Raw genomic sequence first — 4242 nt, 5'->3', positions numbered from 1 at the left:
TGATGAACCGTAAAATTCTGAGCCGATAAATTGATTTTGCGAAGAACGTCGGCAACGCTTCCGCTTTGTTTATTTACCTTACTTCGGGTTTCCATTTTTACTGCATAAAGCAAAAACGGTATCCAAAGGGCTGTGCGGTTTTTGGTCAGACAATTGGCAAACATGAAGATATTCCATTGTGGATTCAATTCTTTCATGTCCCAAAAGTTTCTGAACCATGATGATGGAAACACCATCTTCCAATAAATGAGTGGCAAAGCTGTGTCGCAAAGTATGGGTATGAACAAGTTTGGTGATTCCTGCTTTTTTAGAAATGGTTTTGATGACCCACTGAACGCCTCTTTGACTGTATCTGGAATCGAAATCTTTGGTGTGCGTTGTGAAAGCACTTGTGCTGAGCATTCTAAGATAAAAACAAATAATTAAGCATAAATTTTCACATAATTTTGATCTCTTTTTGAGACTGCGAAAATCCTTAAAACAATTTTACTCGCTACTGCATTAATTACAGACAATTTATGCTTTCCTTCCTCTATTTTTCTGAGATAGTAATTTTTTAGTTGAGGGTCGTGCTGTATGGCAGAACAAGCAGCTTTAAAAAGAATGCTTTTTAGTGATTTATCACATAGAGGACTTGTTTTCGTTTTACCTCTTATGCTGCTGCCCGATTGGTATTTAAATGGAGCCAATCCACAATGGCAATTGAATTTTCGGGGGTTATCGAATTTGGTAAAGTTGTCGGTTTCAAGAATACATTTTATTGCAGTTATATTTCCCACCCCAATTACAGAAGTAATCTTGTCAAAATTATTTTTCAATTCTAAAGTTTCTACAATGATCGATTTCATCTGTATTTCCGTGGATAATATCGATTTATCTAACTGTTGAATAAGTTGATTCATCTCTTTTATCTGCGCTTTCATAGGAATAATTTGAGCTTCAATCTCTAAACTCTTCAGACCGTTTTTTATTTGCACCGATACCTTTACCAAGCGGTCTCTTGTACTCATCAATATTTTAAGCTTTCTGAGTTCTTTAACGGGTAGATGGTAGGCTTTTAATTTGTGTTTATTGGATAGCGCATAAGAGGCGATTCTAAAAGCGTCTACAGCATCTGTCTTTCCTCTGGTTATACCCACGGAATGTTTCATTTCAAGAGGATTAAGCAATGAGTAACGAATGTCTCGGGTGGAGAATTCATAACATAACAAACTTCCATAGTGGCCCGTGTGTTCCATGCAAATCCAGATGGAATAACCACTGAACTCTTTTAGCATATTGCAAAATTTTCTTATGCCTTCTTTGGAATTGGGGCATACTTGTTTACTGATTAAAACCTGGTTTTTCTCATCAAGGCCGCAATAATCAAACACATCCTTGGAAATATCAATCCCAATAAATAGATTTTTCATAATTTTACGTTTGAGAAGCAATGCTGAATACCAGGTAAGGTTCTTACTGACGCTATTAATAAGCCTAAAAACTTAAAATTCTAAATGGTTCTCGAACCTAAAAGGCGCTAAGGTCTAATGCTCAGGATAAGTCTTACTTGCGAGTCGAACTAGTTCACCTTAGCCCCTCTGGTTTTCAGTATACTTTGGTTAATAAATCTAAGTTACTTTTTCTTTTGCAAATCTAATAGCTTGTCGAAGGCACATTTTACCGTAACTTAGGGGTGCAATGAAATCAATTCCGTACATCGAATACACTAAAATTGAAGACTCAGACTTCAATACCACCGACTGGTACCACATGTCTCACCTTAGTAACGCGTGTGCCACTGCAGATGCGCACCGAACTTCAGCCTACGCCATCTGTCTGCTAAGCGAGGGTGATATTCAGTTGGAATCTGATCTGTTTGTCCATATCTCCAAAGCGCCTGCGATATTTACCCTTGCGCCCTCAGCAATTCGAAAATTTACGGATATAGGCGAGGGTTATAAGGCGAAAATCTTTTTCTTTCGGAAAGAAATCTTTTTGGAAGGTCAAACCGACATCACTTACCTGGAACAATTTGATTTCTTTGAAAAAAAAGGCCAAGAAGTGATCCCCTTAAATGCCGAAGAGTTTCAGATGTTTACTGCTTATTTTGATTTAATTCAACAAAAATCGACCGATGTAGCGCCCCACACTTCAGAGATTATCCGAAGTTTAATCTATATTATTCTGAATGAAATTGATGATGTTCATTACCGCCACCTGCCCGAAAGAGAAGTTGTGACAGATCAGAACTTAAACCTCCTTTCCGAATTTAAAATACTTTTAGCCAAACATTTTATGGAGGAAAGACAAGTTTCTTTTTACGCCGAAAAAATGAATTTAACACCCAAATATTTTTCTACAGTAATAAAGGAAGTAAGCGGTAAAACGGCAGGAACCTGGATTAATGAAATGCTGTTGCTGGAATCAAAAGTGCGTTTGCAGAACAAAAAACAGAGCATTGCGCAGATTGCTGACAGTTTGAACTTTTCTGACCCTTCCCATTTCGGGAAATTCTTTAAAAAACACACTGGACGAAGTCCCTTAGAGTACCGAAGTTAATCTTCCGACCTTTATACCAATTCTTCCTACTTGCAGCACTTCCCTTGCATTGGCTCCCGACCTACCTTTGTACTATAATTAAAAACAACAGTTATGGTACCAATCACAAAACCTACCGTCCGATTGCTGGCTTCGGGGAACCAATTAATAGCCAAACAGATGCAGGCAAAAGCAGGATCTGTATTGCCAAAACACCTTGCCAATTTAGAATCCATACTCTTTATTCATGAAGGAGAGTGTGTGCTCGAAATCAATGGAGAAGAAAAACTCCTGAAACAAGGCGATGCATTTGTTGTACCCCCAAACACCCAACATCAAATTAAAGTAAAAATCGACTTCAAAGGGCTGCACCTCATGCCGAAAGAAATAGAATTTCAATACTTTAATTAAAAACCTAACAGTTCTCTCTTTTATTAAAATATGTAATCTTTAAAATTCAATATCATGAAAACATTACAACAAATAAGTAACAGCTTTAGCAAAACACGTATGATCCTGGGACTCTTGTTTTTATTAATAAGTATACCCGCATTTGCACACTGCGATTCCTACGATGGTCCGGTGATTAAAGACGCCATTAAAGCTTTAGAGAAAGAAAATGTAAACTTTGTGAAGAAGTGGATTGAACCGCAACAAGAAGCAGAAATCATCAAACTCTTTAATAAAACGGTGAGTCTTAAAAATAAAGATGCCGAAATCTATTCCCTTGTTGAAAAACATTTCTTCGAAACGCTGGTTCGCTATCACCGGGAAACTGAAGGTGCTCCGTACACCGGCCTAAAACCTGCAGGTTCTACAGAACCGATCATTCAGATGGCAGATAACTCCCTCGCGAGCAGTAATGTGAAAACGCTCCTCCATAATCTCGGAAATCATATTCAGAAGGTGATTACAGAAAAATATGAAAAGGCAGCAGCCTTAAGTACAGTGAAAGACCATTCCGTGGCGGAAGGTAGAGCGTATGTTGCGGCTTACGTTGATTACACGCATACCTTGGAAGCCTTGGAAAAGGTAATGTCGCATGGCGCGGCACATTAAAGCTTCGAATAATTCTTCACTATCATTCCCCTTCGAGTCCAGCAAACAAGTGACTAGAAGGGGTTTTGGTTTCGAGAGGTCCCTGAGCGTAGTCGAAGCATCAATCTCTTCAATATTTCTATTTTGATTTCCATTAAATAAATATTGAGTCGGATTTTCCACGGAAATAAAGGTTTTCAGTCCGCGAATTAAATGCTCGGAAAGCGGAATATAACGGTCTTTTTGACCTTTACCCTGAACAACATGCAGCATTTGTCGGTCAAAATCAAGATGATGAAGTTCGATATTCCCCACTTCCATACATCGAAGTCCGCACCCGTAAATCAGACCGATAAGCAGTTTGTGTTTCAGCAATTGAGCAGTTTGCAGCATGCGCCAAACTTCCTGACGGCTTAAAATAGTGGGCAGTTTTTTGACTTTTGGAATGGCTGGAAGATGGAGAAAACTGTAGGGTAAACCTTCTGCTTTCAGAAGAAACCGCAATCCATAAACGGTGTGTTTAAAGTAGGTTTGAGAAGGTGTTTTTGATCGCTGTTGAAGTTCAAAGAGATAATCTTTGATGTCTTCCGGATCTAATTCCGTAGGAATTTTACCGAAATGAAGTGCTAGGGCGGCAACATGCCTGGAATAATTATCAAAGGTTCTGGGACTTTTTCCCTGGAT

Annotated in this window: 6 protein-coding genes; 3 read left to right on the top strand and 3 right to left on the bottom strand. The window is 38.6% G+C overall.

From position 1 onward, the window contains the following. Nucleotides 1-78: 78 nt before the first annotated feature. Both ACEYOS_RS02025 and ACEYOS_RS02020 read right to left on the bottom strand, forming a co-directional pair. Entirely contained in the window at nucleotides 79-402 is a 324-nt protein-coding gene (locus tag ACEYOS_RS02025; protein WP_373707560.1) for a tyrosine-type recombinase/integrase, read from the bottom strand. Between the two features lie 20 nt (nucleotides 403-422). Continuing rightward, nucleotides 423-1412 carry an IS110 family transposase gene (locus tag ACEYOS_RS02020; protein WP_373707561.1) on the bottom strand — a complete coding sequence of 330 codons (990 nt, stop codon included), beginning with the start codon at nucleotides 1410-1412 and terminating at the stop codon, nucleotides 423-425. 268 nt (nucleotides 1413-1680) lie between these two features. Here ACEYOS_RS02020 and ACEYOS_RS02015 point away from each other — a divergent pair, with 268 nt between their 5' ends. The 3 genes from ACEYOS_RS02015 to ACEYOS_RS02005 all read left to right on the top strand — a co-directional run bounded on the left by ACEYOS_RS02015 (nucleotide 1681) and on the right by ACEYOS_RS02005 (nucleotide 3579). Further along, nucleotides 1681-2541 carry an AraC family transcriptional regulator gene (locus ACEYOS_RS02015; protein ID WP_052252209.1) on the top strand — a complete coding sequence of 287 codons (861 nt, stop codon included), beginning with the start codon at nucleotides 1681-1683 and terminating at the stop codon, nucleotides 2539-2541. Between the two features lie 93 nt (nucleotides 2542-2634). Continuing rightward, entirely contained in the window at nucleotides 2635-2931 is a 297-nt protein-coding gene (locus ACEYOS_RS02010; RefSeq protein ID WP_039346557.1) for a cupin domain-containing protein, read from the top strand. A 54-nt stretch (nucleotides 2932-2985) separates the two neighbouring features. Further along, the gene (locus ACEYOS_RS02005; RefSeq protein WP_039346554.1) at nucleotides 2986-3579 is read left to right on the top strand and encodes a DUF6448 family protein; all 594 of its coding nucleotides are present in this window, start codon (nucleotides 2986-2988) and stop codon (nucleotides 3577-3579) included. Here the strand turns inward: ACEYOS_RS02005 and ACEYOS_RS02000 are convergent. Then, nucleotides 3460-4242 (bottom strand): tyrosine-type recombinase/integrase (locus ACEYOS_RS02000; RefSeq protein ID WP_373797489.1); only part of this gene is annotated, 783 nt, incomplete at its 5' end. The two genes, ACEYOS_RS02005 and ACEYOS_RS02000, sit on opposite strands and share 120 nt — an antisense overlap.

The sequence above is a fragment of the Kaistella sp. genome (assembly GCF_041824135.1).
GTDB lineage: Bacteria > Bacteroidota > Bacteroidia > Flavobacteriales > Weeksellaceae > Kaistella.
The sequence above is the reverse complement of the archived record's forward strand: the minus strand, read 5'-3'. Positions and strand labels throughout refer to the sequence as shown.